25 protein-coding genes and 1 riboswitch are annotated in these 26,490 nt (G+C 63.6%); of the genes, 7 read left to right on the top strand and 18 right to left on the bottom strand.

Annotated elements, in window-relative coordinates; genetic code table 11:
* Positions 1 to 5: 5 nt before the first annotated feature.
* Entirely contained in the window at positions 6 to 830 is an 825-nt protein-coding gene (locus tag QQK95_RS09305; RefSeq protein WP_284271336.1) for a DUF2189 domain-containing protein, read from the bottom strand.
* Positions 831 to 1,002: 172 nt separating this feature from the next.
* Positions 1,003 to 1,398, bottom strand: coding sequence for a VOC family protein (locus QQK95_RS09300; RefSeq protein WP_284271334.1), 396 nt, complete (start codon positions 1,396 to 1,398; stop codon positions 1,003 to 1,005).
* Between the two features lie 247 nt (positions 1,399 to 1,645).
* On the opposite strand from QQK95_RS09300, the gene QQK95_RS09295 reads away from it, so the two are divergent.
* Complete coding sequence (locus QQK95_RS09295; protein WP_284271332.1) at positions 1,646 to 2,869, top strand: TadE/TadG family type IV pilus assembly protein; 1,224 nt, start codon at positions 1,646 to 1,648, stop codon at positions 2,867 to 2,869.
* Between the two features lie 77 nt (positions 2,870 to 2,946).
* Positions 2,947 to 3,462, top strand: a complete 516-nt coding sequence (locus QQK95_RS09290) for a CAP domain-containing protein (protein ID WP_284271330.1) — start codon at positions 2,947 to 2,949, stop codon at positions 3,460 to 3,462.
* Positions 3,463 to 3,516: 54 nt separating this feature from the next.
* Here QQK95_RS09290 and QQK95_RS09285 read toward each other — a convergent pair whose 3' ends face one another.
* The 7 genes from QQK95_RS09285 to QQK95_RS09255 all read right to left on the bottom strand — a co-directional run bounded on the left by QQK95_RS09285 (position 3,517) and on the right by QQK95_RS09255 (position 10,398).
* Positions 3,517 to 5,052, bottom strand: coding sequence for a DHA2 family efflux MFS transporter permease subunit (locus tag QQK95_RS09285; protein ID WP_284271328.1), 1,536 nt, complete (start codon positions 5,050 to 5,052; stop codon positions 3,517 to 3,519).
* Positions 5,053 to 5,362: 310 nt separating this feature from the next.
* The gene (locus tag QQK95_RS09280; protein WP_284271326.1) at positions 5,363 to 6,541 is read right to left on the bottom strand and encodes an HlyD family secretion protein; all 1,179 of its coding nucleotides are present in this window, start codon (positions 6,539 to 6,541) and stop codon (positions 5,363 to 5,365) included.
* On the bottom strand, positions 6,538 to 7,017 hold the full coding sequence (locus QQK95_RS09275) for a MarR family winged helix-turn-helix transcriptional regulator (protein ID WP_284271324.1): 480 nt from the start codon (positions 7,015 to 7,017) through the stop codon (positions 6,538 to 6,540). The genes QQK95_RS09280 and QQK95_RS09275 overlap by 4 nt, the downstream gene beginning before the upstream one ends.
* Positions 7,018 to 7,170: 153 nt before the next feature.
* Positions 7,171 to 8,220 carry a FecCD family ABC transporter permease gene (locus QQK95_RS09270; RefSeq protein WP_284271322.1) on the bottom strand — a complete coding sequence of 350 codons (1,050 nt, stop codon included), beginning with the start codon at positions 8,218 to 8,220 and terminating at the stop codon, positions 7,171 to 7,173.
* Positions 8,220 to 9,167 (bottom strand): ABC transporter substrate-binding protein, encoded by a 948-nt coding sequence (locus QQK95_RS09265; protein ID WP_284271319.1) that lies wholly within the window; start codon positions 9,165 to 9,167, stop codon positions 8,220 to 8,222. Before QQK95_RS09265 ends, QQK95_RS09270 begins: the two co-directional genes overlap by 1 nt.
* Positions 9,168 to 9,214: 47 nt before the next feature.
* On the bottom strand, positions 9,215 to 10,003 hold the full coding sequence (locus QQK95_RS09260; protein WP_284271318.1) for an ABC transporter ATP-binding protein: 789 nt from the start codon (positions 10,001 to 10,003) through the stop codon (positions 9,215 to 9,217).
* A complete protein-coding gene (locus QQK95_RS09255) occupies positions 10,000 to 10,398 on the bottom strand; it encodes a DUF1636 family protein (RefSeq protein ID WP_284271316.1) in 399 nt (132 codons plus the stop codon). Before QQK95_RS09255 ends, QQK95_RS09260 begins: the two co-directional genes overlap by 4 nt.
* Before the next feature lie 91 nt (positions 10,399 to 10,489).
* Positions 10,490 to 10,695: riboswitch (cobalamin riboswitch) on the bottom strand.
* A 381-nt stretch (positions 10,696 to 11,076) separates the two neighbouring features.
* On the opposite strand from QQK95_RS09255, the gene QQK95_RS09250 reads away from it, so the two are divergent.
* A complete protein-coding gene (locus tag QQK95_RS09250) occupies positions 11,077 to 12,036 on the top strand; it encodes a DMT family transporter (RefSeq protein ID WP_284271314.1) in 960 nt (319 codons plus the stop codon).
* Between the two features lie 186 nt (positions 12,037 to 12,222).
* Here QQK95_RS09250 and QQK95_RS09245 read toward each other — a convergent pair whose 3' ends face one another.
* The 4 genes from QQK95_RS09245 to QQK95_RS09230 all read right to left on the bottom strand — a co-directional run bounded on the left by QQK95_RS09245 (position 12,223) and on the right by QQK95_RS09230 (position 16,881).
* Positions 12,223 to 13,212, bottom strand: coding sequence for a substrate-binding domain-containing protein (locus tag QQK95_RS09245; protein WP_284271311.1), 990 nt, complete (start codon positions 13,210 to 13,212; stop codon positions 12,223 to 12,225).
* A 71-nt stretch (positions 13,213 to 13,283) separates the two neighbouring features.
* Positions 13,284 to 14,339 carry an ABC transporter permease gene (locus QQK95_RS09240; protein ID WP_284271309.1) on the bottom strand — a complete coding sequence of 352 codons (1,056 nt, stop codon included), beginning with the start codon at positions 14,337 to 14,339 and terminating at the stop codon, positions 13,284 to 13,286.
* Positions 14,339 to 15,856, bottom strand: coding sequence for a sugar ABC transporter ATP-binding protein (locus QQK95_RS09235; protein ID WP_284271307.1), 1,518 nt, complete (start codon positions 15,854 to 15,856; stop codon positions 14,339 to 14,341). The genes QQK95_RS09240 and QQK95_RS09235 overlap by 1 nt, the downstream gene beginning before the upstream one ends.
* Positions 15,853 to 16,881 (bottom strand): LacI family DNA-binding transcriptional regulator, encoded by a 1,029-nt coding sequence (locus tag QQK95_RS09230; RefSeq protein WP_284271305.1) that lies wholly within the window; start codon positions 16,879 to 16,881, stop codon positions 15,853 to 15,855. Before QQK95_RS09230 ends, QQK95_RS09235 begins: the two co-directional genes overlap by 4 nt.
* A gap of 217 nt (positions 16,882 to 17,098) precedes the next feature.
* On the opposite strand from QQK95_RS09230, the gene QQK95_RS09225 reads away from it, so the two are divergent.
* Positions 17,099 to 17,932, top strand: coding sequence for an AraC family transcriptional regulator (locus tag QQK95_RS09225; protein ID WP_284271303.1), 834 nt, complete (start codon positions 17,099 to 17,101; stop codon positions 17,930 to 17,932).
* A 49-nt stretch (positions 17,933 to 17,981) separates the two neighbouring features.
* On the opposite strand, the gene QQK95_RS09220 is transcribed toward QQK95_RS09225, so the two are convergent.
* The 5 genes from QQK95_RS09220 to QQK95_RS09200 all read right to left on the bottom strand — a co-directional run bounded on the left by QQK95_RS09220 (position 17,982) and on the right by QQK95_RS09200 (position 23,180).
* The gene (locus QQK95_RS09220) at positions 17,982 to 18,296 is read right to left on the bottom strand and encodes an antibiotic biosynthesis monooxygenase (protein WP_284271301.1); all 315 of its coding nucleotides are present in this window, start codon (positions 18,294 to 18,296) and stop codon (positions 17,982 to 17,984) included.
* Between the two features lie 250 nt (positions 18,297 to 18,546).
* Positions 18,547 to 19,497 (bottom strand): bifunctional helix-turn-helix transcriptional regulator/GNAT family N-acetyltransferase, encoded by a 951-nt coding sequence (locus QQK95_RS09215; RefSeq protein ID WP_284271299.1) that lies wholly within the window; start codon positions 19,495 to 19,497, stop codon positions 18,547 to 18,549.
* 60 nt (positions 19,498 to 19,557) lie between these two features.
* Positions 19,558 to 20,703, bottom strand: coding sequence for a DSD1 family PLP-dependent enzyme (locus tag QQK95_RS09210; RefSeq protein ID WP_284271296.1), 1,146 nt, complete (start codon positions 20,701 to 20,703; stop codon positions 19,558 to 19,560).
* On the bottom strand, positions 20,700 to 21,980 hold the full coding sequence (locus tag QQK95_RS09205; protein WP_284271294.1) for a D-arabinono-1,4-lactone oxidase: 1,281 nt from the start codon (positions 21,978 to 21,980) through the stop codon (positions 20,700 to 20,702). The genes QQK95_RS09210 and QQK95_RS09205 overlap by 4 nt, the downstream gene beginning before the upstream one ends.
* Positions 21,981 to 21,992: 12 nt before the next feature.
* Positions 21,993 to 23,180: an MFS transporter gene (locus QQK95_RS09200; RefSeq protein ID WP_284271292.1), complete on the bottom strand. Its 1,188-nt coding sequence runs from the start codon at positions 23,178 to 23,180 to the stop codon at positions 21,993 to 21,995.
* 124 nt (positions 23,181 to 23,304) lie between these two features.
* On the opposite strand from QQK95_RS09200, the gene QQK95_RS09195 reads away from it, so the two are divergent.
* The 3 genes from QQK95_RS09195 to groL all read left to right on the top strand — a co-directional run bounded on the left by QQK95_RS09195 (position 23,305) and on the right by groL (position 26,124).
* On the top strand, positions 23,305 to 23,931 hold the full coding sequence (locus QQK95_RS09195; protein WP_284271289.1) for a TetR/AcrR family transcriptional regulator: 627 nt from the start codon (positions 23,305 to 23,307) through the stop codon (positions 23,929 to 23,931).
* 177 nt (positions 23,932 to 24,108) lie between these two features.
* Positions 24,109 to 24,405: a co-chaperone GroES gene (gene groES / locus QQK95_RS09190; protein ID WP_010915433.1), complete on the top strand. Its 297-nt coding sequence runs from the start codon at positions 24,109 to 24,111 to the stop codon at positions 24,403 to 24,405.
* Between the two features lie 63 nt (positions 24,406 to 24,468).
* A complete protein-coding gene (gene groL, locus QQK95_RS09185; RefSeq protein ID WP_019857432.1) occupies positions 24,469 to 26,124 on the top strand; it encodes a chaperonin GroEL in 1,656 nt (551 codons plus the stop codon).
* Positions 26,125 to 26,490 lie beyond the last annotated feature (366 nt).

Genomic DNA, 26,490 nt, shown 5'->3' with positions numbered 1-26,490 from the left:
TCTAGCTACATCGGCCGGCGGATCGGCCGGATCTGCGCCGGCTCGACTACCTTGCGGTAGAGGTGCCAGGTGGCATGGCCCAGGATCGGCATGACGACGGGCAGCCCCGCAAACAGCGGGATCGAGCCGATCACCAGAAGCACGGCAACCAGCAGGCCCCACAGCGCCATCTGTAGCGGGTTTGCCACCACCGCCCGGGCCGAGGTTTCGATTGCCGAGACGGCACCGACATCACGGTCGAGCAGCAACGGAAAGGCGATCACCGTCGTGGCCAGCACCACCACGGCAAAGACAAAACCGGCCGCATTGCCAAGGAGGATCAAGGTCCAACCCTTGCCGGTCGTCAGCACGTCGCGGACAAAGGCGCCGACCGAGGCCGGCGGTTGGTCGCCGAACAGGCTGGTGTAGATCGATTGCGCGGTGAACAGCCACAACAGGAACAGCGCAAACAGCATGATGCCGATGACCGCGATCGACGGCAGTGCCGGGGAACGGCGCACGTCCAGTGCATGGCGCCAATTCGTGTTCATGCCGAGCTCGCGCCGGCGGCTGATTTCGTAGAGCCCGATCGCGGCAAAAGGCCCGACCAGGGCAAAGCCCGACATCAGGGGATAGACGAGCTGAATGGCGTTGGAACCCGAGCTCCACTGGGTAAGGATCAGGCCGACGATCGGATAGATCAAACACAGGAACACGTAGTGGGACGGTTTTGCCCAGAAATCCTCGGCGCCGAGCTTGAGCGCGTCCCAGAGATCCGTCGTGGTTATACCGCGCACCGTGGGCTGCACATGCATCCCATAGGCGTCCGCCATGACATGAAAGCCGGCCATAACCATCCTCCCGTGTGTCGGGGGCAGTCACCGCCGTGATGGCCGCCCGCAGCTGCCACTAGTAGATGTGGCAGCATAGCCGATTTGCCAGGGGTTGTCGCCGAATCGATTAGCTTGGTCGGGTCCTCACATGATTGTCATCGCCTGCCGGCAAAAGCCGGCAGCGCGGAATCTACCGCGGCGCGTTGAAGACCGCCTCGATATGATGGCCGTCCGGATCGACGACGAAGGCGGCATAATAATGCGGACCATAGTCAGGCCGCGGGCCCGGGCCGCCGTTGTCACGGCCGCCATGAGCAAGGGCTGCCGCATGAAATTGACCGATGCTTTGACGATCCGGGGCGGCGAAGGCCAGATGAAAGCCCGGACCAGGCGGCTGCCCTTCCGGGCGAAGTTTTATCGCCAGCTTGTCGCCGCCGCCAGGAATCCCGTAGCCCACCGCCTGGTCGGGCTCGCCGGGCCTCAAATCATCCCAGACCCTGACATAGCCGAGCGGCGCCAGAGCGGCATCGTAGAAGGCTGCGGCGCGCTCGATGTTGGAGACGCCGAAGGAGATGTGGTGCAGCATGTGCTGAAAAATCCTTGTCCTTGGCTGCTGTCGACCGCTTTCGTTTGTGACGGCAGCCGGTGCTCAATTCATGGAACGTGATCGCCGGCCAGACGGCCGAACATCCGGAAATCATGGTGCCCTTGAAGACCTCGTTTGGCGAGCCGCCTCGCCTTATTTTAGAATTAACGCATTTTAGCAATTGCTTAAATTACTCTTAGATATCCCGAGCGTATCACCTGGGCTTTGCAAACCTTGGCGACGGACGATGTTCACATTGAGAGGCTTCTGGCCTTCAGAGCGCGGCAACTTTGCCATGGCGACCGCCATAGCGATGCTGCCGATAATGGTTGTGGTGGCCGGCGCGATCGACCTGACGGGCACGAGTGACGACGCCGCGCAACTGCAGAACTCGCTGGACGCGGCTGGACTTGCCGTCGGCACGAAGTACCTACCCAGCATGGCCGCGAGTGATGTCGAGGCACTTGGGTTGACATTCTTCGCGGCCAATTTGAGCCTCGCCGACCAGCAGGAATACGCAGACAGCGTCTCGGCTTTTTCGGCAAGCGCCAGTGGCGGCCCGAGCGCCTATTACATCTCGCTTTCATCCAGCATCAACCGTCCGAGCTTCATCAATGGCGCGGCCCCATGGCCAGCTCACCGCTCGGCCACGGTCAAGATGAATCCCGGTGCGCAAGCCTGCGTCCTGGCGCTCGATCCACATGCGTCGGCCGCAGTAAGCCTGCAGGGCTCGACCAATGTCTCCATGAGCAGTTGCGTCATCGCGGCAAACTCGGATGCATCCGATGCTGTCAGCAGAGGTGGTTCCGCGCAGATTTCGGCGGGCTGCGTCTCGACCGTCGGCGGCACTTACGGGCTTTCGCCGCCCAGCGCCAATCTCACCTGCGGAGCCCCGCTCGAACACCAATATGCATCTTTCGATCCTCTGGCGGACGTCGTTCCTCCCCCTAACACTTTGTGCCTGCCGGTCCCGAACGGCAAAACCTATACGCTGTCGCCCGGAACCTATTGCGACAAGACGTTGTCGGGAAACATCACGCTCAATCCGGGCGTCTACATCTTCCGTGGCGTCACTCTAAAACCCGGCGGCAACGGCAGCCTGACCGGTCAGGGCGTGACCTTATTCCTCATGGAGGGCTCACAGATCACCATAAATGCCAATGAGCAGGTGAACCTATCCCCACCCACCAGCGGTCCCTACGCCGGCATCACCATTTTCGAGAACCGCGGCAACACATCGGCACTGACGCTGAATGGCGGTGCAAATTCCGTGATCAGCGGGTTCGTCTATGCGCCGGACGCGGCGATATCCTTTGCCGGCAACTCAGATATGAGCGGTCAGGGCGACTGTCTGAGGTTTGTTGGCTTGACCGTGCAGATGACCGGAAACTCATCCATCAAAACCGACTGCACGGCCGTGTTTGGAAATCGCGAAATGTATGCCAGCCGCCTCATCACGCTTGTGAAATGAGCGGCTAATCCGCATTCCGTCTCGGATTTTGCCGCCCTGCCCGGCAAAAGCCATGATCGCCAGTATGTCAGGTGGGCATGACAATCGCGAAAACCGCAAACTCCCCAATCCCGAACCCGAACAGGCGCACGCTGCTCAAGGTCGCAGGCCTCGCAGCCATTGCCATGCTTTCCGCCTGCAGCACCGTCTCTGTACCGACGGGCGAAGGCGCAGGCGTCTCTTCCTCCGCCACTACCACCCTGGCGGGCTTGCGCGCCACGGCCGGGCTTGGCCCGCTGACGCCGGACACCCAGCTCGAACAGGCCGCGATGCAGCAGGCCGGCTACATGGCATCGCGCGAACGCATGAGCCACACCACGGGCTGGGGCAAGGATTTCGCCTCGCGCATGAAGGACAATGGCGTGCGGGGCGCCGCGGCCGAGAACATCGCCGAAGGCCGCTTCGACCAGCAGAAACTGTTCGACATCTGGATGCACTCGCCGGGCCACCGGCGCAACATGCTCGACCCTGATTTCAGCCGCTTCGGGCTCGCCTATGTCCGCGACGGGCGTGACCCCAACCTGCGCTACTGGTCGCTGGTGCTCGGCAGGTAGCCTACTTCGTCGTCGCCTGGGGTTTCTCATCAAATAACGGCCTGTCACCGGAGCTCAGTCCATATGCGCCGCAGGCGCTGCGCCGCCGGACGGCGCAGCCTTTGGCTTGCGCAGCAGGAAGACGAACGGGATGGCGGCCAGCGTCATCACCATCAGTATTTTGAAGTCGTTGACGTAGGAGATCATCATGGCCTGGAGATTGACCATGCGATCGACCACCGACAGCGCCATCGGATCGCCGCCCGCTGCCGCCGGCGAGACGGCCCAGAGATTGGGATTGAACGGATTGATGAAGGCCGAAAGCTCGGCGTGGTTGATCTGCGTGTTGCGCACCAGAAGCACCGTCACGACCGAGACGCCGATCGACGAGCCGAGATTGCGCACCAGGCTGAACAGTGCGGTTGCGTCGGTGCGGTAGCGTGCGTCGAGCGTGGCGAAAGCGACCGTCGACAACGGCACGAACACCATTCCCATGCCCAGGCCCTGGATCACGCCGGAGCTGATGATCAGCCAGTTGTCCATCTGCGGGGTGAAGCTCGCCATGGTGTAGAGCGACTGCGCGGTCAGCAGAAAGCCGATGACGACGAGAATCCTGGCGTCGATCTTGCCCATGATGCGCCCGACGACGAGCATCGAGATCATCGTGCCGATACCGCGCGGACCGATGACGATGCCGATGGTGATGGTCGGATAGCCGAAGATGGTCGACAGCATCGGGGGCAGAAGCGACATCGAGGCCAGGATGAGCACGCCCATGACGAAGATGAACGCCAGCCCGGTCACGAAATTCCGGTCGAGGAAAATCTTCGGATCGATGAAGGGATGGTCCGCGGTCATCGTGTGAATGATAAACACCCAGAAGCCGGTGATGGCCAAGCCGAGTTCGATCCATATCTCGACCGAGGAAAACCAGTCGACCTCGCCGCCGCGATCCAGCATCAGCTGCAGCGCGCCGACGCCGAGCGATATCATGGCAAAGCCGAAGAAATCGAAGCTGCGCACCCGGCGGGCAACCGCCGGCAGGTAGGCCGCCATGCCGAGGAAGGCGACGATGCCGACCGGCAGGTTGATGAAGAACACCCAGCGCCAGTTGAAATTCTCGGTCAGCCAGCCGCCCAGCGTCGGGCCCAGGATCGGCCCCAGCATGATGCCGGCGCCCCAGATCGCCATGGCCTGGCCATGACGTTCCTTGGGATTGATGTCGAGCAGGAAGGTCTGCGACAGCGGCACGATGGCGGCGCCGAACACGCCTTGCATCAGCCGGAACAGCACGATGGTTTCGAGGCTCCATGCCAGGCCGCACAGCATGGAGAAGATGGTGAAGCCGACCACCGCCGTCAGGAACAATTCCTTGCGGCCGAAGCGGTCGGCGAGCCAACCGGTGACCGGCGTCATGATGGCGGCGGCGACGATATAGGAGGTCAGCACCCAGTTGATGTTGTCGGGGGAAGCGCCGAGGTCGCCGGTCATGGTCGGCAGCGCGACATTGGCGATGGTGGTGTCGAGCGCCTGCATGATCGTCGCCAGCATGAGCGCAACCGTGATCAGGCCGCGATGCGGCACTTCTCGAAATGGCTCTGGCGTGCTCATGATGCGGAACTTCCAGCAGGTAACAAAACCGTGTACACAGGGGTTTCCGGGCGGCAAAGCCTCCGTTGAGAGACCTTCATCGCGGTGGGACGCGATTATCGATGTGGGGGTTACATCGACCGAAAGTCTCTGGTGAGCGGATACCTGCCGCCCGGAAACATGAGGACCGAAGGATCCGTGTCGAAGATTTCAGATTTCAGCCAGGCCGCGACACGGCTTGAACAAAACGCTGATCCTTCTCACGCCTCCCCTCGGACCAATCTTGGCTGTCCGCTTTGACCCGCCTGGCCGTCGCGGACTTCCGCCGACTTTACTGCGCGACCTCGCCAGCCGTGGCGTGGCCGAATATGGCGGGAAAGCCGCGGGCAATGCCGGTGTCGACGGTGACCGAGGCGCTCATGCCGGTCCGCAGCGCCATCTTGGCGTCGGGATCGGTCAGTTCCAGGCGCACCGGGATGCGTTGCGTGACCTTGACCCAGTTGCCGGTGGCATTCTGGGCGGGCAGCAGCGAGAATTCAGCACCCGTTCCCGCACCGATCGCCTTGACCGTCGCCTCGAAGGTCTTGCCCGGATAGGTATCGACGACGATCTCGGCCTTCTGGCCCGGCTTCATGTTGGTGAGCTGGGTTTCCTTGAAATTGGCATCGATCCAGGTGTCGTCGGTCTCGACCAGCGAAAACAGCGGCGTGCCGGAGCCGACGAACTGGCCGACCTTGAAGGACGAGGCCTGGGAGATGACGCCATCGGCGGGCGCCTTCACCGTGGTTCGCGCCAGGTCGTAGGCGGCCTTGTCGCGCGCGGCGAGCGCGGCCATCACGGTCGGATGCTTGTCGGTTTCGATGTCGGGGTTGCCGCCGAGCGCGGCCTTGGCGCTGATGATGCCCTGCTGGGCGACGGCGACCTGCTGCTTTGCCTTGTCGAGATCGTTGCGGGCCTCATCCAGCGACGATTTGGCGTTGATTCCCTTCTGCGCGAGGTCGGCGGCGCGGTCATATTGCGACTGGGCGTAGTCGACCTCGCTGCTGGCGGACTTCTCCTGCGCCATCGACTGGCTGTAGGCGGCGCGCAGCTGCTCGACATTGAGGCGCGCCGCGGCAACCGCGGCATCGGCCTGGGCAAGCGCTATCCGGTAAGGCTCGGGATCGATGGTGAACAGAAGGTCGCCCTGCTTGACCATCTGATGGTCTGATATGGCGACCTGGACGATGCGGCCGGCCGTGTCCGAGGCGATCGACACCTTGGCCTGCTGCAGATTCGCGTTCTCCGTCTCCTGGTAGCGTCCGCCGGTCACCCAGACATAGCCGCCGCCGATGATCAGGGCCGCCGGCAAGGCAAGCATCAAGAAGAAGCGGCCCATGCGGCGCTTTTTCTTAGGCGCCGGGGCCGGCTCCACGGGAGGAGCGACCGCGACAGGAGCGGCAGCCGGCTGGGCCGGCGCTTCCATCTCCACCTTGGCGGCGTTTTCGTTGACTTTGGCTACCGCGTTCATGCTGCTGCGCCTTTCGTAGGCTCGACTTTTTCCGAAGACGAGCTATCGCCGTCTGCGAGATTCTGGGCCATCGCATCGAGCGCCCTGATCAGGACGCGACGATCCTCCGGCGAAACGCCGACAAGCGATTCCTCATAGACTTCGCCGGCCAGGCTCTTGACCTCGGCATAGGCGGCGCTCGCCTTGGCGGTCGGGAAGATCATGCGCACGCGGCGGTCGGCGGCGTCGGCGCGGCGCTCGATCCAGCCGCCCTCCTCCATCCGGTCGACGAGGCGCGAAACGCTGATCGGCTCGATTTCGAGCAATTCCGCGAGCCGGGCCTGGGTAACACCCTCTTCCTTGGCGACACGCACCATCAGGCGCCATTGCGCCGACGACAGGCCGAGCCCGCTGGCGCGCGTCTCGAAACGCTTGCGCATCAGGCGCTGCACGTCGTGGATCAGAAATCCCAGCCTGTCTATGCCATCAGAAACCATGAGCGATACATATAATAAGCGTGCTCACTATTCAAGATGCGATGTTGTGGCGAAAGCCGGCAAAAGTGCATGACGGTCGTGCAACGCGATCTTGGTTAGGGATTGGTGAACGCCCGGCCTCCTGGACGACAGCCGGACAGGTGGAACTGCCATTCACAGGCGGTTTCTCACGACGAGCGTGACGACGAAGAAGGCGCCGAGCGAGCTGGTGATGATACCGATCGGCAGTTCCTGCGGCGGCAGCAGGGTTCGCGCCAGGAGATCGCTTGCCAGCAACAGTACCGCCCCGAACAGCGCACAGCTGGCGATCAGGCGCAGATGCAAGGGACCGGCCAGCGGCCGCGACAGATGCGGGATCATCAGCCCGACAAAGCCGATGACGCCGGCGACCGAGACGAGAATTGCCGTCGAAAAGGCGGCGACGAGAAACGTCGTCCTACGCATCCGTGCCACCGGCACGCCGAGGCTCTCGGCGGCGCTTTCGCCCGCCAGGAAGGCGTCCAGCCTGCGATGGTTCCACAGCCCGTAGGCCGCGATCGTGCCGGCCCCCAAGGCGCCCAGCCAGACATTGTCCCAGCGCGCCAGGCCGAGCCCGCCCATCGTCCAGAACAGCACCGAATGGGCGGCGCGCTGGTCGCCGGCAAAGACCAGATAGTTGGTCACGGCCGTGAACAGGAAGGATACGGCAAGGCCGGCGAGGATCAGCCGCTCTGGCCCCTGCCCCCGCACCCGCGCGACCAGCAGCAGGACGATGCAGGCGGCCAGTATGCCGCCGGTGAAGGCCGCGACCGGCAAGGTCCAGATGCCAAAACTGTCGCCAAAGACGGTGATGACGGAAACAGCCCCCGCGGCCGCCCCCGACGACAGGCCGAACAGGAAGGGATCGGCGAGATCATTGCGGGTCACCGTCTGCAGCAACGCACCGACGATACCGAGGCCACCACCGACACAAACCGCCAGGATCGTGCGCGGCAGCCTGAGATCGACGACTATCTTGCCGACCGGGCCAGACACCTGGTGCTCGTTCAAGCCGACGGCATGGCCAAGCGAGGCGATAACGTCGGTCAGTGGGATCAGCGTCGAACCATAGGCGATCGACAGCAGGACGAGGGCTACGACCGCCACCGTGCCCGCCACTATCGCCAGCGCGAATGCCTTGTGCCCTGAAAGCGCACCGGATTTATGCCCAGGCGCAAGAAGCATCAGAAGGCTTCCGGATGCATCGCCTTGGCGATCTTGGCGATCGCCTCGATATTTGCCGGTCCGGGCGTCAGTTCGGCATAGCGCAGCGCCACGAAGCGCTCGTTCCTGACCGCGTCCGTCTCCTTCATCGCCGGGTGGGCCTTCAGGAAATCGAGCAGTTTCTTGTAGCCGCCGCCATCCTGGTAATCGAGCAGGATGAGGAATTGCGGATTGCGCGACGCCACGGTTTCCCAGTCCGTGTTGCCCCAGCTGGTATCCATGTCGGCCATGATGTTGTCGCCGCCGGCCGCCGTGATCATGGCGCTCGGGATGGCGAATTTTCCGGCGGTGAACGGCTTGTCCTCGCCTGAGTCATAGAGGAACACACGCGTCCCCTTCGCGCCGCCGACCTTGGCGGTGATATCCGCGAGCTGGGCCTTCCAGCCGGCAACAAGTTTTTCGGCCTCGGTCTCCTTGCCGAAGATCTTGCCCAGTTTTTCGACATCGCCATAGAGCAGGTCCATCGAGGCGGCCGGGCGGTTCTTGTCTAGATGGACGCAGCTTTCGGTCAGCACCAGAGTCTTGATGCCGTGCGGAGCGAGCGTGTCGGGCGTCACGTCGCCGCCCGGCTTCATGCCATAGTACCAGCCGGCGAAGAAGAAATCGGGCTCGACGGCGACGAGGTTTTCGAGCGTCGGGTACTTGGGCGCGAGTTCCGCAATCGGGCCCTGCTCGGCCTTGAATTCGGGACCGACCTTGTACCATCCGGTGATGCCGGTCAGGCCGACGATCGACGGCTGCAGCTTCAGTGCGAAGGCCATCTCGGCCATGTTGAGATCATGGATGACGGCGCGCTTGGGTGGCGCGTCGAAAGTCAGCGGCTTACCGCAGCTGTCGACGGTGACCGGGAAGGCAAAGGCTGTCGAGGCCAGCAGCGAGAAGACGAGCGACAGTGCGAAACGTTTCACGGATTTTGCTCCTTGGTTGAACAGCGTCGGATGAGGGATGGGTTCGATCAGGATGGCGGCGCGGCGCGGTTCGGAACATCGAACACCGTCAGTTCGCGGTCCTCGGTCGGATGGCGCAGCCGAAACACGTCGACGCCGAAAATCTCGCGGATCAGTTTTTGCGTCAGCGCTTCGTGCGGGGCCGCCAGCGCATGCAGCCGCGCGTCGTTCATCACCGCGACCCGGGTGGCGAAGGGCGCCACCAGAGCCAGATCGTGCAGCACCGCGATCACCGTCATGCCGAAGCCCGCCACAAGTTCGAGCAGCTCGCCGCGAGCGCGCGGGTCGAGATGGTTGGTCGGCTCGTCGAGGAACAGTACTTTCGGTTGCTGGGCGATGGCGCGCGCCAGCTGGGCGCGCTGGCGTTCGCCGCCCGACAGTGAGCCGATGGCGCGGGCAAGCAGCGGCAACAGGCCGGTCCGGCGCAACGCGTCGACGACGATGTCGCGCTCCTCGCTCCTGCGCCTCAAGCCGGCATGCGGGACGCGGCCAAGCTCGACATAGTCGATGACCGCCAGCCGCGGGTCCGGCTGGTCGGTCTGGCCGACGACGGCGATGTGCAGGGCCCGCTCGGCGATCGAGATCGCGTCCAGGCGTCGCCCACCAAGCGTCACTTCGCCGGAACTTGGCCTGAGCATGCCCGACAGCATGCGCAGCAGCGTGGTCTTGCCGGCGCCATTGGGACCGATGATGGCAAGGCGATCGCCCGAGGCCACCGACAGGCTGACCGCGTGGACCAAGTCCCGCCCATTCGCCATTGCACAGAGGTCGCGTGCTTCGAGAAGCGGCATGGTCATCGGCTGTTGCCCGCAAGCTTGGCCGGTCCGGGAATACGAGCCAGCGTCTTGCCGGCCAGCCGCGGCGGACGCTGTCCGGAATTGCACCAGCCGTCGGCGAGCGCGGCGTAAAGCCTGGCAAACCGCACGAGATCGCCGGCGTCGGCCTCGGCATCGATGGAGCCGAAGAGATAGGAAGCCTTGCCTGGTGCCTGGAAGGCTACGGCCAGCGGCCGCGCACAGCCCGCCATGCATTCGACGCCTTCGACCGTGAAGCCATCCGCCAGGGCCGGTTCATGGTGGGCCGCGAGCCGGGAGCGCAGATCGGCGCACAGGCCTTCGCCCGACCTGATGCCGGTCGGGATGTCGCGGCAAAGCGTGCACACGATGATGCGGTGATCGATGGCGCCGTCCAACTTTCCGTCACTTTCCAAAATTGGCGACGGAAGGATGTTGGCGAGCCGGCCGACAAGACCGACGTCCACGTCTCCTCCCGGCACACCCCGTCCGGTCAACTCTGTGATGGCAGGTCTCCTGGCTCGCGGGTCTCAGCGCAATCCTGCCTTCCCAGCCTTGCCGGCCAGTGGCATTTCGGATCTTGCTCACCACTTACAGTTGCGGGGGCAGCCACGGTCTCGACCTCTGCGGGTCTCACCGTGTTCCCTTTTCACCCCTTGCCTTTCGGCGCGGGGACCATCATTGCTCATCGTAGATTTGCCCCCGGCACATCGCAACGATTCTTTTCTTGATGCCATCACTGCCTTGCTCGATATGTAATAACATTACCTTTGAAAAGATATTCCCGGCAATGTCAAGCCTCTTGCCCCGCGCAATGCGGCGGGGCCTCGGTCTTCAGCCGCGAGCGGCTCACCAGGCAGGAGGGATGAGACCTGACCGTAGTCGCGGAGGAAACCGCGGCGAACCGAGGGCACAAAGCCGAACGCAGTTCTAACGTTGCTCTGAGGAACCTCCTCGCTCCATGGAAACCACATGGCGGACGAACGCCTTTCGACCCTTTCAAAACGGATGCACGACCCAACGACGCAGGCTATGTTGCTCCATCGGGCCGACGTCATCCAAGGGGAGGACATGACATGCAGGCAGTGCCGATAGCGCATCAAGCCGCGCAACCCGCGATCGGCCCCATATCCTCGTTGACCGGCTATCCGGCCGCCATCCTGTGCTGGCTGCTTTCGGCTGGTGTCTATATCGCGGCCAAATGGGTGGCGCCTGAAATGCCGCCCTGGGGCCTCTGCTTCTGGCGGCTGACACTTGCTTGCGCCATCCTGCTGCCGATTGTGCACCGTCATCACGACGCGATGATCGGGCTTTTGCGAACCCGCGCCTTGGAGGTCGTCGCCGTGGGGGCAATCGGCCTCACGCTATGCCAGGGTATGATCTACCATGGCCTCAACGACACCAACGCGACCACGGCCGGCATCATCATGGCGCTTTCGCCTGTCATGACGATGGTGCTCGCGCGTTTCGTGCTTGGCGAGCCGCTCGGACTGTGGAAGTCGCTTGGCGCGCTGGTTGCGCTGGCCGGGATGATTTTCATCGTTGCCCACGGGAACCTGACGGCGCTGCTGCAACTCCAGTTCAACGCCGGCGAGTTGTGGATCGTCGGCAGCGCGTTCTGCTGGGGCCTGTACACCGTGCTTTTGCGCCGTGCCAAATTCGGCATCGAACTCCTGCCGATGGTCGTGCTGCTGCTCGGCGCCGGTGCGCTGGTCGCGTTGCCTTTCCATTTGTGGGAATTGTTCAACGACGAACGCTCCGTCATGAACGTCCACAGCATTCTCGCGCTCGCCTATCTGGCAGGACCCGGCGGCGCCCTGATGTACTATCTCTACAACAAAAGCGTGGAAACACTCGGCGCGAGTCGGGCGAGCATGCTGCTCTACCTGCAGACGGTGTTCGTCGCCATGCTTGCGTATCTGCTGCTCGGCGAGGATTTGCACGATTACGATCTGGTCGGTGCGGCCTTCATTGTCGCCGGCATCATACTCGCTACCGTGGTCAAACCCAGGTCGGTTCAACCGCGCGTGGTGTAGAAATCTTGCGAGTGGCGGCGGGGCCGTTAGCGCTTGGACGACCCATGTCGGCTTTTGATGGACGGCGATAGCCGTGCGAATGACCGAAATGCGGCACGAAGTTGCCACTCTTTGGCAGGCCCCCAAAACGAACAAGGCCCCTTCCGGGGCCTTGCGCATCAAGTTCAGGGCCGGGTTCTCCGCCCCTCACTTCCCCATCAGTTGCTTGGCGTTCTCCGCCGTGATCGCGGTCGTTTCCACCGTCACAGTCGGTTCCACCGAGGTCGCGCAGTCGAGCAGGATCTTCTTCGACATCTCGATCGCTTCCTTCGCACCCGTCGGATAGGTGAAGGTGGCGGCCCAGTCGCCCTTGGCGACGGCCTCTATGCCGCCGGCCGGTCCGGGCAGGCCGTCGGTGCCGATGATCTTGACCTGCTTGCCCGCTCCCTTGGCGGCGAGCAGCGCGCCGGCCGCCATCATGTCGTTGGAGGCATAGAGCACCTTGATGTCGGGATGCGCCTGCAGCATGGCGGCGAAAGCGGTCTGGGCTTTGTCCGGCACCCAGTCGGCGGCCTGCTCGGCGACGACCTGGATCTTGGCATTCCCCTTGACGCCGTCCTTGAAGCCGTTCAGCCGCTCCACCGCCGGCGTCGAGCTTGGCAGGCCTTCCAGCACCGCCGCCTCGCCGCCGTCCGGCAGCAAGGTCTTGGCGGTGTATTTGCCGGCCTCGAGCGCGATCTTGTAATTGTCGCCGCCGATGAAGGCGGTGTAGTCCTTGCCGGGATCGCCGACGGTCTTGCGGTCGAGCTCGATGACCGGGATGCCAGCATCCATGGCGCGTTTCACCGCCGGTGTCAGCGGTGCCGCCTCGAAGGGCGAGATCAGCAGCAGATCGACCTTCTGGGTGATGAAATTGTCGACCTGCGAGGTCTGCGTGTTGACGTTGCCGGCGCCGTCGGCGATCTGCAGCGTGAAGCCCGGCACCTCCTTGGCGGCCGCGGTCAGCTCGTCATTGACGTGCTGACGATAGGGCTCGGCATTGTTGGCCTGCGAAAAGCCGATGATGAACTGGCCGTCCTTGGCACAGGCCTTGACCATCGGGTCGGCAGCCTGGGCGGATCCCGCAATGCACAGGCCCGCGCCTGCCAGAAGCACGGCATGAAGCGCGCGCCTCGTTCCTTGTCTCATGGTTCTCATACTCACTCTCCTCCTTGTCGGACCGGGGGGCCAGACCTTGGTTTGACTTCGACTTCGTTGCCGTCTTCCTCCTAACGACCCAAACCCTCGCGGCGGCGGACGAGGGATTGAAGCACTGCCGCCAGCACGATGATCGCGGCGGTCGCGAGCAACTGCATGGCGGGCGTGATGTTGTTGAGCTGCAGGATGTTGGCGAGCGCGCCCAGCATGATGGTGCCGGCCACGGTGCCGACCATCGAGCCGGCGCCGCCAAACAGGCTTGTGCCGCCGATGACCACGGCGGCGATGGCTGTCAGTTCGTAGCCCATGCCGTCATTGGCGCTGCCGAAATTGAACTGGCCGGCATGGACGATGCCGGCCATAGCCGAGGCAAACCCGGTGATGGCATAGACCGAGATCTTCACCATCGAGACGGGCACGCCGGAAATGCGCGCGGCGCGCTCATTGCCGCCAACGGCGAAGACATAGCGGCCGAAGCGCGTGGTGTTGAGCACGATGGTGGCGATCGCGGCAAAGACGATGAAGACGATGGTGGCGACCGGCACGGTGTTGTTGAAGAGCCGCTCGCCGAGGATCGCAAACACAGGCGGTGCCAGGCCCGGCCCGTCGCCATAGGAAATGTTGATGTATTGGTTGCCCGACACGACCAGCGCCAGGCCGCGCGCCGCCTGCAGGCCGGCGAGCGTGACGATGAACGGCTCCAGCCGGAAGCGGGTGGAGATGGTGCCCTGGATGGCGCCGAAGACGATGCCCATGATAAGCACGGCGAGGATGGTGGGAATGAGCCCGAAGCCGCCCGAGATCATCATCGACGCGGTGACGACGCTGGACAGGCCGAGCACCGCGCCAACCGACAGGTCGATACCGGCGGTGATGATGACGAAGGTCATGCCGATGGCGATGATGCCGGTTTCAGAAACCGCACGCACGATGTTGGCGATGTTGTCGGGATCGAGGAACAGGATCTGGCCATGCCGGCGCGGCGAGAAGATGATGCCGCCGATCGCCACCACGACCAGGCCGATAAGGCTCTGGAAGCGCACCACCAAAGCGAGCGGATCGCGATGCCTTGGCGCCGCCGCCGGCACCGCCGGGCTCGCTGTCACCGAAATCTTCTGTTCAGACATCAGGCCTCCCTGCCATTTGCCGCGTCAAGCACCGTATGCTCGTCGACGCCGCCGATGAATTCCGCCACGTTGCGCCCTTCGCGCAGCACCACGATCCGGTCGCACAGGCCGATGAGCTCCGGCATCTCACTGGAGGCGACCAGTATGCCGAGCCCCTGCGCCGCCAACTGCCTCAGCCGCGCGTAGATCTCGCCCTTGGCACCGACATCGACGCCGCGCGTCGGCTCGTCGAGCAACAGCAGCCGGGGATTGCCGAGAATCTCCTTGGCCAGCACCACCTTCTGCTGGTTGCCGCCGGACAGCGCGCCGACGGCGATGTCGGGATTCTTCGGCCTGATATCGAACTGGCCGAAGGACTGCTTCACCGCATCCGCCTGGCGGCGCTGCGAGATCAGGCCGAAGGGCGAGATGCGGCGGATCACCGACATGACCAGGTTGAGGCCCACCGCCATTCTAAGCATCAGCCCGCTGCCGCGCCGATCGTCCGTGACGAAGGCGATGCCGGCCGCGCGGGCCGCCCTGATCGAATCCAGCCTTACAGGCCGGCCGTCCATAGCAACCTCGCCTTCCCAACGGCCGGACAGGCCGGTGCCATAGAGCGCGCTGAGCAGTTCGGTGCGCCCTGCCCCCATGATGCCGGCCAGCCCGACGATCTCGCCCGCCTTGACGTCGAGCGAGACGCCGCTCGGCGGCTGCCAGCCGGCGCTTTCATGGGCGAGCCTGAAGCTGGCATCGCGCAAGCTGAGCAATGTCTTGCCGGCCTTCGTCGAGCGTTCGGGATAAAGCTCGTCCAGCGGCCGGCCGACCAGAAGCCGGACCAGTTCGGCCTGGGGCGCGTGTGGCTCGGTGACGCCGGCGACGCGGCCGTCGCGCATCACCGTCACCCGGTCGGCGATCTGCGGCACCTCTTCCAGGCGATGCGAGATGTAGACGATGCCGACGCCGCTGGCGGCGAGCTTGCGCATGATGTCGAACAGCCTGTCGACCTCGCCTACGGTCAGGGCCGCAGTCGGCTCGTCCATGATCAGCACGCGCGAGGCGTAGGACAGTGCTTTGACGATCGCCACGACCTGGCGCTGGCCGATCGACAGGTTCGCCACCATGCTGGCCGGGTCGATGGCCAATTCGATGGCTTCGAGCCGCCTACGGGCCTCGCTGCGCATCGCCGGCACATCGAGGAAGCCGCCCGGCCGCATCAGTTCGCGGCCGAGGAAAAGGTTGGCCGCCACATCGAGCGTCGGCACCAGGTCGAGTTCCTGGAAGATGGTGGCGATGCCGGCCGCCTGCGCCTCACGCGGGTTATTGAAGGCTACCTGCTGGCCGTCGATGTGGATGGTGCCTTCGTCCGGCGTGTAGACGCCCGACAACAGGTTCATCAGCGTCGACTTGCCGGCGCCGTTTTCGCCAAGCAAGGCATGGATCTCGCCCGCCTTGAGGTCGAAGTCGACGCCGCGCAGCGCCTGGACGCCGCCGAAGCGCTTGACCGCGCCGGTGACGGACAGCAGCGGCGCGCTCATGCCGGCCTCATGGGGCTGACCTCATGGGGGGCCGGCCTCGCGCAGGACTCCCGCACCTGCAGCGCTGCCTGGAGCCGCACCGCCTGCGGCTCCAGGTTGGTCGATGCGATGCGGGCGCACAGCAGGGCGGCCGCCTGCCGTCCGATCTCGGTGCAGGGTTGTGCGACCAGCGTCAGCCGCGGCTCGAAGCAATCGGCCCATTCGAAGTCGTCGAAGCCGGCAAGCGAAAGGTCGCCGGGGATGGAGAGACCCCTTTCGCGAATGGCGCGGACTGCCCCGATCGTCGTCATGTTGTTGCCCGTGACCAATGCGGTGGGGGGCGATGGCAATGAGAGAATGGCATGGGTCGATGCCGTCGCACTCGCCGTGTCGACATTCTCCTGCGAGACATAGTGCGGCAGGCACTCAAGTCCATTGGCGGCCAGCGAGGCGCGAAAGGCCTCGACGCGTTCGCGCGTCGTTGCCAGGCCCGGCTGGCCGGCGATGTATCCGACGCGCTTGTGGCCGAAGGCGGCGACATGATCGATCAGCGCGCGCATCGACGACTGGTTCTCGACGCCGATCTGGTCGAAACGCTCGTCGGCGAAACGGTCGATAAGTACGCAGGGCAGCTTCTTCTCGGCCAGGTAATCGATGGCGCGCTGCGGCGCGCCCGACGGCGCCAGGATTACACCGTCGACGCGACGCTGGTGGAACGCGCGCACCACCGAAAGCTCGCGGTCGGGGTCCTCCTGCGTGTCGGAGAGGAAGACCATGAGGCCGAGGCGCGCGCATTCGGCCTCCACCGCGCAGATGATGTCGGTGAAATAGGGATTGGAAATCGCCGAGATCGCCAGGCCGACGCTGTTGGTCGAGGCCACTTTCAGCGACCGCGCCAGCTCGTTGGGCTGGTAGCCCATCGCGGCGATCGCGTCATTGATGAGCCGCGCCTTCTCCGGCGAGACAAAGCGGGTGCGGTTGATCACATGCGAGACGGTCGAAACCGATACGCCGGCGCGGCGCGCGACCTCAGCCATTGTCGGCATGGCGGCTCAAATGGAGTGCTGGCAAGCGCTCCTCCCTGATGATGCGTTCCAGTCCGCTCTCATTGGTTTTGGCGGATTTCAACGAACCATAGTGCCATCGAAACGTTTGCGCAATCGATTCGATGACTTTATCCGACCAAATTCACGTGCGGCGCAATTTCGATCAAATTGCCACGCAAGAAAGCGGCAAGATGGTCCGGCCAAATGCGAGAAGCCCATGAACCCGACCGAGAAAGCGCTGTGGTTTGTCGAAAGCCATCTGCCGGAGGCTGTAACACTCGACGACGTCGCCCAAAGCAGCGGCGTGTCGCGCTTTCATGTGACGCGCGCCTTCGGTGCCGCTACCGGCCGTTCTGTCATGGGCTATATGCGCGCGCGGCGCTTGAGCGAAGCGGCGCGCAGGTTGGCCGGCGGGGCGCCCGACATCCTCTCGGTGGCGCTCGATGCCGGCTACAACTCGCATGAGGCCTTCACCCGGGCCTTCCGCGACCAGTTCGGCACGACGCCGGAGCTGGTGCGCGCGCAAGGCTCGACCAAGACCCTCGATCTCGTGGAGCCAATCCTGATGGACCAGTCCTTTCTTGCCAACCTCGAGCCACCGCGCTTCGAGACCAGCCGGCCGTTCCTGATCGCGGGGCTGGGCGAACGCTACAGCTGCGAGACCAGCGCCGCGATTCCGATGCAATGGCAACGCTTCGGGCCTTTTATCGGCAACATTCCGGGCGAGACTGGCGACGTTGCCTATGGCGTCTGCGTCAACGGCGACGATGCCGGCAATTTCGATTATATCGCTGGTGTCGAGGTCTCGGATTTTTCCGACCTTCCCAGGGAATTCAGCCGCGTGCGCATCCCGGCCCAGAAATATGCGGTGTTTTCGCATCGCGAGCACATTTCGACCATCCGCCGCACCGTCAACACGATCTGGAACAAATGGCTGCCGGCCTCCGGGCACGAAGTAGCGGACGCGCCGGAATTCGAACGCTATGGGCCGGAGTTCGATCCGCGCAGCGGCAATGGCGGGCTCGAGATCTGGATACCCATCAAGTCCTAGGTATCGAGCGGACCGTACCTTGGCATGGGGATACGATCCACCGCTTCGCCTACTCCACGGTGAGAGCGACCTCATAGAGGCCGGGATGAGCCTGACCCAAGGCCCGGTTGCGGTCGAGAAAACCGTTGCTCCGCAGATGCTCGAAGACCCGCTGCATGGCAGCCTGATCCTGCGCCTGGGCGTAGTTGACGACCCGCGTGCCGTCGAGACTTCGGTGCAGGCTGGCGGATATCCAGCCGGGAATGCCGCGGCAACTCATTGCCGCCTCCCGCAGCAAGTCGATCAGCGCCTGCTGTCCGCCTTCGGGCACGGTGAAGACATTGATCTGTGTGATGCCGCCGGTGTCGGCGCGAATGATGGGCATTTTGCTTCTCCTTCGTTGGCGCCTGGCAAACGAAGGAACGCAGATCAGCGAAGACCCCCGAACGCCAAGCCCGGCGTAAAGCACGCCGTGGGCTTGCCGCGGGTTCCCATATTGGATGGGAACGGAGCTTCCAGCTTGTGGAAGGGAGCGGGCTTACCATATGCCGCTCCAGGGTCCTTTTCGACCCGCGTTTCATATCATCGACGCAAGGCGCCAACAACCTTGCATCGTGGGATCCGGACAGCGTTCGCTAGAGGTCGAGATCCCAGGTCTGACCGACCAGATCCTTGCCGAAGGAATGGTGGCGCTCTTCGTCGATCAGCTTGAAGCCCGCCGCCTGATAGATGCGGCGGGCCGAGCCCAGTATATCGTTGGTCCAAAGCGTCAGCGTCTTGTAACCCTTGGCTCGCGCGAAGGCGATGCATTCGTCGACCAGACGCGCGCCGATGCCAAGGCCGCGCGCCGAGGGTTCGACATAGAGCAGGCGCAGCTTCGCCACCTCGGGCGACTTGCGCACGACGAAGACCGAGCCGACGACCTCGCCATCGCGCTCGGCGATCCAGCTGCGCTCCCATTTCGGGTCGAAGGATTTCACGAATGCCGCGAGGATTTCGGCGACCAGAGCCTCGTAGGTTTCGTCCCAGCCATAATCCTGCGCGTAGAGCATTCCTTGCCGGCGGGTGATCCAGCCGATGTCGCCGATCTGCAGCGACCGCAGCAGATAGGGGATTTTCGGCTCGGCGCTTTCGTCCAGCAGTGCCTGGACCGTGCGCATCGATTTCACCAGCCGGTCCTGTTCCGAGGCAGGCAGCCGATCAAGCAAGGCTGCGACCTGGTCATGCGAATCCTTGTTCAGCGGCGCGAAGGCATTCCTGCCCGCAGGGGTGAGCGCAATCGAGGATTGCCTGGCATCCGAAACCAGCGTCGACCTGGAGATGAGGTCATCGCGTTCGAACTTCTTCAGCAGACGGCTGACATAGCCGGCGTCGAGACCGAGATCGCGCCCGAGGTCGGTCGCGGTCAGGCCGTCGCGATGCGCCAGTTCGTAAAGCACGCGCGCCTCGGTCAGCGAGAAGGCGCTTTTCAGCAGCCCTTCGTCGAGCAGCCCGATCTGGCGGGTGTAGAAGCGGTTGAAAGCCCGCACCGCATCGATCAGGTGCTTGTTCGGCGCTTCGTTGTTGGGCTGATGGTGAATCGTCATGGATATCTCCTGCCTTCGCAGGATCAACCATTTACTTGACTTAGTCAACTATCAGCAAGGTCACATCATCGGCAACACCGGCCAGCGATCAACGATCCGGCCGCCGGCAAGCACCGCTATCGGCCCGAATTGCTGCAGCACGGCCTCGCTCTGCGTCGGCCGCAGAAACGCGTAGTCGCCTGGCCTGGCGACGCTATCGGCAGGCAGACCCATGAATTGCTGGTTGGAGGACTGGCCGAGCAGGCCGTTCGTCTTCATGCCCTCGGGAAAGACCGGTTCGGCCATCCATTTGCCGCCATAGAGGTAGCAGCCCTTGCGTGGGAACCGGCCGAGCGCCTGCAGCAGGCGGGTCACGGCCGGCGGACCCGGCAGCATCGGCTCGACCACTTTCAGGATCGGCGTCGCGATGAAGGCGGCCGGCTGGAAACCGTCGAGGCCAGCTGTGTCGAAATCGCTGGGCAGCACGAAGGCCGAGCCCATCGACACTTCATTGGCAATGCCGCCATGATGAAGCAGCGCGGTCTTGCTGCCGCCAATGTTCAGGATGCGGCGCTGGTCCGGACCGAGGCGCGCCACGAAGGCGGCAACCCTCTCCGAAGCCTGCGCCAACGCTTTGGCCGGGCCGCCGAACAGGCCAGGGATGTGCGGCGCATGCGCCTCATAGGCCATGACGCCTTCGCAATGCAGCCGTTTGTGAGATGCCAGCGCGCTTAACGCTTTCGACAAGGTCTGCGGGCTGGCGAAGCCGCCGCGATGCAGCCCGACATCGATCTCGAAGGCGATGCGCAGTTCAATATCGAGTTCGGTCGCGAGCGCGCCGTATTCCGCCAGCCTTTCGTCACTGTCGATCAACCAGCAGACGCGCGACCAGCCGTTGCCGCCCCTCACCAGTGCCGCCCTGGCCGCCTCGACCGGCATCGGCTTGCCGTACAGGAGATCCGCGCCCGGAAACGCCTCCAGCACCGCCGCGCTGATCGGCGGATGGAAAGTCATGAAGCGATCAGTGCCGAGCTTCTTGCCGATATGCGAAAGCAGCGGCAGGCAAGCGAGCGACTTGTCGACCAGCCGCACGGCAAGGTTAGGGTCAAGCCTGGCCTTGACCAGCGCAATGTTGCCATCCAGCCGGTCGAGGTCGAGCAGCAGGCAAGGCTGGAAGATGCCGGCCGTTTTCAGTGCTTCAGCGAGCGCGGCAAAATAGGCACTCATGGTTCAATGCCAAACAGGCCGGCCATGTAGGGCGAGACGAAGCGGTTTTGCGGATCGATGTCGCGGCGTACCGCCATGGCATCGTCCCAGCGCGGATAGAGCTTCTTGAAGTCCGCCGCTTTCAGGCTGTGCATCTTGCCCCAATGCGGCCTGCCGCCATATCTGCTGAAGATCGGTTCTGCCGCCTGCATGAAGGGCAACGGATCGCTGGCGGCATCGTGGTGGATCGCGATCGAACAGGTCGGCCTGTTGTAGAAGGGCGAGAGCCAGAACTGGTCGGGCGCGACGCTGCGCACCTCCATCGGAAAATAGACTTCGGGAAAGCGCTTTTCGGTCAGTTCGATGATCTCGGCCAGCGCCTTCGGCCCGTCCTCGAACGGAAGGTGATATTCCATCTCGTTGAACTTGGTCTGCCGGTCGCTGGCATAGACGTTGAGCCAATCCTGCACATAATCCTCGGCCGGCACTTTCGCGACGGCACCGAGGATCAGCCGGCGGCGCAGTGACGGCAGCCAGGCGAGCCCCGTGCGCAGCCGGCGCAGCGTGCGCAAGGAGCCTTCGTCATCGTCGGTCGGGCGCGTGGTGGTCGCCTCGGTGCTGAAATCGCTGGCGATGAACTGCGCATAGCCGGAAAACGGAATGTAGTAGAATTCGGCCGAGCGGTGCGCTGTCATCATCTTTTCGAAGTCGCGCAGCATGTCGCCGATCGGCAGCACCCATTTGCGGCGGCGCAGCCGGTAGGTCGCGATGTTGTTCAGCGTCACCTCGCTCAACACGCCGAAAGCGCCGAGCGCGACGCCGATGGCGTGGATCATGTCCTGGTCCCCTGCCCTGGTGAAGTCGCGGACCTTGCCAAGCCCGTCGACGATCTGCACCGTCTCCAACTGCGTGTGATAGGCGCCGAGCGTCGGCCCCGAGCCATGGGTGGCGGTTCCCAGCGCACCGCCGATCGCCTGGCGGTCGATGTCGCCCATATTGGGCAGGCCCTGGCCGATGCCTTGCAGGATGTGCATGAGCGGACCAAGCCGCGTCCCTGCCTTCACGCGTGCCTGATGCTTTTGCGCGTCATGCGAGACCAGCCCCTCCAGCCTCTCCAGGGACAGGATGGTGCCTTGCGACTTCACCAGCGGCGTGAAGGAATGACCGGCGCCGACGACGCGGATTGGGCCGGGCGCGGTGCGAACGAGATCGCCGAGTTCGCCGGCATCGGCGGGACTGGCGAGCAGCCGGGGTTCAGCGGTGACAAAGCCCGACCAGTTGCTCCAGGTGTTCGACATGCTGCCCTCCGCTCAGGCAACGGCGCGGCGACGCCGCGACACGAGGATGAACAGGCCGAGCAAGGCGACACTGGCAACGGCGCTGGCGGCGGCGAATTCCGGCACCGGGCGGAAATCCTTGCCGTCGATGAGCAAGGACGCCGCGATCGGCCCGATCGCCAGGCCAAAAAGCTGTGCCGCTGGCACCAGAAGCACGGCGGTGCGCGTCTCGTCGGCGGTGATCGCCAGCCGGATCTGGTAGGGCACGATGAACAGGAGGATGAAGCCCATGGCCAAGGCGGCCATCCAGAATGTGATAAGGTCGGGTCCGCTGGCGAGAACCAGGGAGCAGACCAGCGCCACCACACCGATCGCAGCAACGGCAAGGCGGTAATCGATCCGCGCTTCGAACGCGGTCGCCATCATCGCCCCCGAGACCTGCGCCGCGAGGCTGGCCGAGACGATCAGGCCGACGGTGCGGCCATCAATGCCGAACTGGGCGCCAAGCGGTTCCAGAAACGCCCAGACCGAGCCGAAGAACATGAAATAGCAGAAGACGCACAACAGCGCGGTGATCGAGGGAATCGTCAGCACATTGGTCAGGTTCTCGTCCTTGGGCAGGTCGGCGTAGTCAGCGGGGACGACGAAGGCGACGACGAGCGACAGGACGCAGACGACCGCGAGAATGAGGAAGCCGCCAGCCGATCCGGCGGCAGGGATGACATAGAGCGCCAGCAGCAGGGCAAGCGCGCATTGCGCCAGCGTCTGCATGGTGACGAAAAAGCCGCCGATGCGTTCGGCGCGCCGCGAACGGGCGATCAATTCGGTGGCGACCGCGACAAGGCCGCCTTCGGCAAGGCCGGCCAAGGCGCGTGCCGCCATCAACGCATTGGCGCCGGCGGCATAGGCCGTCCAGACATTCGCCAGCGCCAGCAGGAGCAGCAGGACAGCGCTTTTCCAGCGCATGTTGCGGGCCGACAGCAGCATCGCGACGATCGCCGAACCGATGGCGATGGCGATCATTTCGGCGGTTGCGACCAGCGCCAGTTCGTCGCCGCTGACATGGCCCTCGGTGTAAAGGGCGCCGAGCAGCACTGGCTGCAGGCCGAGGATGAGCAGACCGACCGAGCCGATCCACAGGGCCGCCGCGAGTTGTCCGCCGGTCGGATTGCCGACCAGCCAGTCGCCATTGCCAGAGTGCCCGGCATTTGTCGAAGTCAAAGGCGCCTCCCGACGTCCTTGCCGCGCGGCAAAAAAGCTGACAATCTGTCAGCATTTCAGAAACTGATACTTGATCATATTTTTTGTCAACCAGAATTTGGCAATTCGTGCGAAAGACCGGTGCATGATGGAAGCAAGGCGAACAGCGACCGAACCAAGGCGCAAGCCCAAGCAGGAGCGCAGCCGCGAGCGCATCGACGCCATCCTGTCGACGACGATGCGGCTGATCGGCGAGAAGGGCATCGACGCCGTCACCATGAAGGAAGTCGGCGCGTTGGCGGGCGGGCCGATCGCCACCGTCTACCACTACTTCCCCAACAAGTCGGCGATCCTGGCGATGCTCTATGAGCGGTTTTCGGAAGTGAGCCGCGCGCGATTGACTGATATCCTCGCCGATGTCCGCGAAGCCAAGGACGTGATCGCCGCTGCAGACCGTTTGCTTGACGACTACCTCGGCCGCGTCGCCAGCGATCCGGCCATCCAGGACCTGCAGAACGCCATCCAGGCCGACAAGGCGCTCAAGAATCTCGACATCGCCGAAACCCGGCATCAGGCCAGGATGTTCTGCGACCATGTCACCGCCTTGATCGAGCCGGACAAGCATGAGCAGTTCGAACGCATGGTTCTGCTGATCTTCCAGCTCGCCGGTGGCGTGGTGCGCCTGGCGCTCGCGGAGGGCCAAGCCGAGAGCCGCCGGACCATCGAGGATTACCGGTCGATCATCCACACGCAGCTGCGGATGTTTCTCTAAGCCCCAATCCGTGGAAAAAATTACCGCCTTTCGAGGCTGCCCCGCGCCTTGACTCTCAGAGGTCGGCAGCCTATTTCAGCGCCACGTTAGCACTCGCCCATGGTGAGTGCTAACTATGTGTCCGGCTTCGCCGGACGGAGGAACTGTTTCTCACCGTTCTCATTCGAGGAAGAAAAAATGGCAAAGTCGAAGTTCCGCCCGCTTCATGACCGCGTGGTCGTTCGCCGGGTCGAATCCGAATCCAAGACCGCCGGCGGGATCATCATCCCGGATACGGCGAAGGAAAAGCCGCAGGAAGGCGAGATCATCGCCGTTGGCTCCGGCGCGCGCGACGAAAGCGGCAAGCTGGTCCCCCTGGACGTCAAGGCTGGCGACCGCATCCTGTTCGGCAAGTGGTCGGGCACCGAAGTCAAGCTCAATGGCGAAGACCTTCTGATCATGAAGGAATCCGACATCATGGGCATCATCGGCTGATCATCGGCCTCACCGTCAACTGAATTCCGGGCTTTATCCCAAGCCCCTGCCAGGAGCTGAAAAATGGCTGCTAAAGACGTAAAATTCTCCCGTGATGCCCGTGAGCGCATGCTGCGCGGCGTCAACATCCTCGCCGACGCGGTGAAGGTGACGCTCGGCCCGAAGGGCCGCAACGTCGTCATCGACAAGTCGTTCGGCGCCCCGCGCATCACCAAGGACGGCGTCACCGTCGCCAAGGAAATCGAGCTTGAGGACAAGTTCGAGAACATGGGCGCGCAGATGGTCCGCGAAGTTGCTTCGAAGACCAACGACATCGCCGGCGACGGCACCACGACCGCGACCGTTCTGGCGCAGTCGATCGTCCAGGAAGGCCACAAGGCGGTTGCCGCCGGCATGAACCCGATGGACCTGAAGCGCGGCATCGACCTCGCCGTCAGCGAAGTCGTCACGGCGCTCGGCAAGGCTGCCAAGAAGATCAAGACCTCCGAGGAAGTTGCCCAGGTCGGCACGATCTCCGCCAATGGCGACGAGTCGGTCGGCAAGATGATCGCGGAAGCGATGCAGAAGGTCGGCAACGAAGGCGTCATCACCGTCGAGGAAGCCAAGACCGCCGAGACCGAACTCGAAGTCGTCGAAGGCATGCAGTTCGACCGCGGCTACCTCTCGCCCTACTTCGTCACCAACGCCGACAAGATGGTTGCCGATCTCGAGGACGCCTACATCCTGCTCCACGAGAAGAAGCTCTCCAACCTGCAGGCCATGCTGCCGGTTCTCGAAGCCGTCGTGCAGACCTCGAAGCCGCTGCTGATCATCTCGGAAGACGTCGAAGGCGAGGCCCTGGCCACGCTGGTCGTCAACAAGCTGCGTGGCGGCCTGAAGATCGCCGCCGTCAAGGCTCCGGGCTTCGGTGATCGCCGCAAGGCCATGCTGGAAGACATCGCCATCCTCACCGGTGGCCAGGTCATCTCGGAAGACCTCGGCATCAAGCTCGAGAACGTCGGCCTCAACATGCTCGGCCGCGCCAAGAAGGTGTCGATCTCCAAGGAGAACACCACCATCGTCGACGGCGCCGGCAAGAAGGCCGAGATCCAGGGCCGTGTCGCCCAGATCAAGCAGCAGATCGAAGAGACCACTTCGGACTACGACAAGGAGAAGCTGCAGGAACGTCTCGCGAAGCTCGCGGGCGGCGTTGCGGTGATCCGCGTCGGCGGTGCGACGGAAGTCGAAGTCAAGGAAAAGAAGGACCGCGTTGACGATGCGCTGAACGCGACCCGCGCGGCCGTGGAAGAAGGCATCGTTGCAGGCGGCGGCGTCGCTCTCCTGCGCGCTTCGGCCAACATCAAGGCTGCCGGCGCCAATGCCGACCAGGCTGCTGGCATCAACATCGTGCGTCGCGCGCTGCAGGCTCCGGCCCGCCAGATCGCCTCGAACGCCGGTGCGGAAGCATCGATCGTTGCCGGCAAGATCCTTGAGAACAAGGGCGCGACCTTCGGCTACAACGCCCAGACCGGCGAATATGGCGACATGATCGCCATGGGTATCGTCGATCCGGTCAAGGTCGTGCGCACGGCCCTCCAGGACGCGGCCTCGGTCGCCGGCCTGCTCGTCACCACCGAAGCCATGATCGCGGAGGCTCCGAAGAAGGAGTCGGCCGGCGGCGGCATGCCTGGCGGCATGGGCGGCGGCGGCATGGGCGGCATGGGCGGCATGGACTTCTAAGAAGTCCATAAAGCACGCCCATGAACTAACATTGCTCAAGCCCGCAAGCGGGCTTGAGTGGCGGCATGGACTTCTAAGAAGTCCATAAAGCACGCCCATGAACTGACATTGCTCAAGCCCGCAAGCGGGCTTGAGTGGCGGTATGGACTTCTAATCCCGGCCCATCAGCCTCAGATATGGAAAGGGCGGCAGAAATGCCGCCCTTTTTCATGCTTCCTGCAATTACAAGCGACCCGCTGGGTCTGTACCACCAGTCCGCGCAGCCAAGTACTTTCCAAGCAAAATCAGCAACTTAGGCTATATCTTGGCGATGCCGCGCAATTTGTCGGACAATATTTTTTAACACATTCGCGGTTACTAAAGAGC

It is taken from the genome of Mesorhizobium huakuii, assembly GCF_030160235.1.
GTDB lineage: Bacteria > Pseudomonadota > Alphaproteobacteria > Rhizobiales > Rhizobiaceae > Mesorhizobium > Mesorhizobium huakuii.
The sequence above is the reverse complement of the archived record's forward strand: the minus strand, read 5'-3'. Positions and strand labels throughout refer to the sequence as shown.

Coding starts and splice junctions, on each gene's coding strand:
- QQK95_RS09240 (WP_284271309.1), bottom strand. CDS start 14,339: ATGTCTGAACAGAAGATTTCGGTGACAGCGAGCCCGGCGGTGCCGGCG.
- QQK95_RS09245 (WP_284271311.1), bottom strand. CDS start 13,212: ATGAGAACCATGAGACAAGGAACGAGGCGCGCGCTTCATGCCGTGCTT.
- QQK95_RS09305 (WP_284271336.1), bottom strand. CDS start 830: ATGGCCGGCTTTCATGTCATGGCGGACGCCTATGGGATGCATGTGCAG.
- QQK95_RS09205 (WP_284271294.1), bottom strand. CDS start 21,980: ATGTCGAACACCTGGAGCAACTGGTCGGGCTTTGTCACCGCTGAACCC.
- QQK95_RS09290 (WP_284271330.1), top strand. CDS start 2,947: ATGACAATCGCGAAAACCGCAAACTCCCCAATCCCGAACCCGAACAGG.
- groES (WP_010915433.1), top strand. CDS start 24,109: ATGGCAAAGTCGAAGTTCCGCCCGCTTCATGACCGCGTGGTCGTTCGC.
- groL (WP_019857432.1), top strand. CDS start 24,469: ATGGCTGCTAAAGACGTAAAATTCTCCCGTGATGCCCGTGAGCGCATG.
- QQK95_RS09235 (WP_284271307.1), bottom strand. CDS start 15,856: ATGAGCGCGCCGCTGCTGTCCGTCACCGGCGCGGTCAAGCGCTTCGGC.
- QQK95_RS09250 (WP_284271314.1), top strand. CDS start 11,077: ATGCAGGCAGTGCCGATAGCGCATCAAGCCGCGCAACCCGCGATCGGC.
- QQK95_RS09285 (WP_284271328.1), bottom strand. CDS start 5,052: ATGAGCACGCCAGAGCCATTTCGAGAAGTGCCGCATCGCGGCCTGATC.
- QQK95_RS09270 (WP_284271322.1), bottom strand. CDS start 8,220: ATGCTTCTTGCGCCTGGGCATAAATCCGGTGCGCTTTCAGGGCACAAG.
- QQK95_RS09210 (WP_284271296.1), bottom strand. CDS start 20,703: ATGAGTGCCTATTTTGCCGCGCTCGCTGAAGCACTGAAAACGGCCGGC.
- QQK95_RS09215 (WP_284271299.1), bottom strand. CDS start 19,497: ATGACGATTCACCATCAGCCCAACAACGAAGCGCCGAACAAGCACCTG.
- QQK95_RS09275 (WP_284271324.1), bottom strand. CDS start 7,017: ATGGTTTCTGATGGCATAGACAGGCTGGGATTTCTGATCCACGACGTG.
- QQK95_RS09300 (WP_284271334.1), bottom strand. CDS start 1,398: ATGCTGCACCACATCTCCTTCGGCGTCTCCAACATCGAGCGCGCCGCA.
- QQK95_RS09295 (WP_284271332.1), top strand. CDS start 1,646: ATGTTCACATTGAGAGGCTTCTGGCCTTCAGAGCGCGGCAACTTTGCC.
- QQK95_RS09280 (WP_284271326.1), bottom strand. CDS start 6,541: ATGAACGCGGTAGCCAAAGTCAACGAAAACGCCGCCAAGGTGGAGATG.
- QQK95_RS09225 (WP_284271303.1), top strand. CDS start 17,099: ATGAACCCGACCGAGAAAGCGCTGTGGTTTGTCGAAAGCCATCTGCCG.
- QQK95_RS09195 (WP_284271289.1), top strand. CDS start 23,305: ATGATGGAAGCAAGGCGAACAGCGACCGAACCAAGGCGCAAGCCCAAG.
- QQK95_RS09260 (WP_284271318.1), bottom strand. CDS start 10,003: ATGACCATGCCGCTTCTCGAAGCACGCGACCTCTGTGCAATGGCGAAT.
- QQK95_RS09220 (WP_284271301.1), bottom strand. CDS start 18,296: ATGCCCATCATTCGCGCCGACACCGGCGGCATCACACAGATCAATGTC.
- QQK95_RS09230 (WP_284271305.1), bottom strand. CDS start 16,881: ATGCCGACAATGGCTGAGGTCGCGCGCCGCGCCGGCGTATCGGTTTCG.